This window comes from Streptomyces sp. BK79 (assembly GCF_044142145.1).
GTDB lineage: Bacteria > Actinomycetota > Actinomycetes > Streptomycetales > Streptomycetaceae > Streptomyces.
Genome location: NZ_JBHVOC010000077.1, coordinates 1 through 1,087, shown reverse-complemented (window position 1 = coordinate 1,087; position 1,087 = coordinate 1). Strand labels below are relative to the sequence as shown.

The 1,087-nt window shown below is 69.5% G+C and carries 1 protein-coding gene; it reads left to right on the top strand.

Annotation, left to right across the window (positions count from 1 at the left end; genetic code table 11):
* On the top strand, positions 1-1,087 hold a 1,087-nt coding region (locus ACFIF2_RS35830; protein WP_395577476.1), incomplete at both ends, for a beta-ketoacyl synthase N-terminal-like domain-containing protein.

The following is a 1,087-nucleotide window of genomic DNA, read 5'->3' as shown; positions in this document are numbered from 1 at the left end:
GCAGCCGACGAGCCGAACCTGGTGGCGATCCGCCTGGACGACGCCGCCCTGCGCACCGAAGCCGACAACGACACGCTCGCCCCCCTGATGAGGGACCTCGTACCTGCTCGGCCACGACGAGAGATCACCGGCAGCCGACAGGAAGCAGCCGGTCTGCGGCAGAGGCTGGCGGCGCTGCCCGCGGCCGAGCGCTCGGCGTCGCTGCTGTCGCTGGTGCGTACGGAGATCGCCGCAGTGCTCGGCCACGAGACAGCGGGCGCGGTCCCCGCCGGGCGCGCTTTCACGGAACTGGGCTTCGACTCGCTGACCGCCGTGGACCTGCGCAACCGACTCGGCAAAGCCACCGGTCTGACGTTGCCCACGACCCTGGTCTTCGACTACCCCAATCCGGCCGAGCTCTCCGGCTTCCTGCTCCCGCAACTCGTGGACGCGCAGCCGGACGACGAGACGAAGCAGCCGCAGACGGTGAACGATGCGGCGTCTCCCACGGTGCTCCCGGCAGCGGACGAGCCGATCGCCATCGTCGGGATGGCATGCCGTTACCCGGGCGGGGTCTCCTCCCCGGAGGACCTCTGGGACATGGTCGCGAACGGCGGCGATGGCATCTCGGTGTTCCCGGAGAATCGCGACTGGGATCTCGACGCGCTCTACAGCCCGGACGCCGACCGGCTCGGCACCTTCTACACCAAGGAAGGCGGGTTCCTGCACGACGCGGGTGACTTCGACGCGGAGTTCTTCGGTATCTCGCCGCGTGAGGCGCTGGCGATGGATCCGCAGCAGCGGCTGCTGCTGGAGACGTCGTGGGAGGCCGTCGAGCGGGCCGGGATTTCGCCGACCTCCCTGCGGGGCAGCGACACCGGCGTCTTCGCCGGCGTGATGTACCACGACTACGCGTCGCGGCTGTCCACTGTGCCCGAGGAACTGGAGGGGTATCTCGGCAACGGCAGCGCGGGCAGCATCGCGTCCGGCCGCGTGGCCTACACGTTCGGTCTTGAGGGGCCTGCGGTGACGGTGGATACGGCGTGTTCGTCGTCGTTGGTGGCGTTGCATCTGGCGGCGCAGTCGTTGCGTCAGGGTGAGTGTTCGT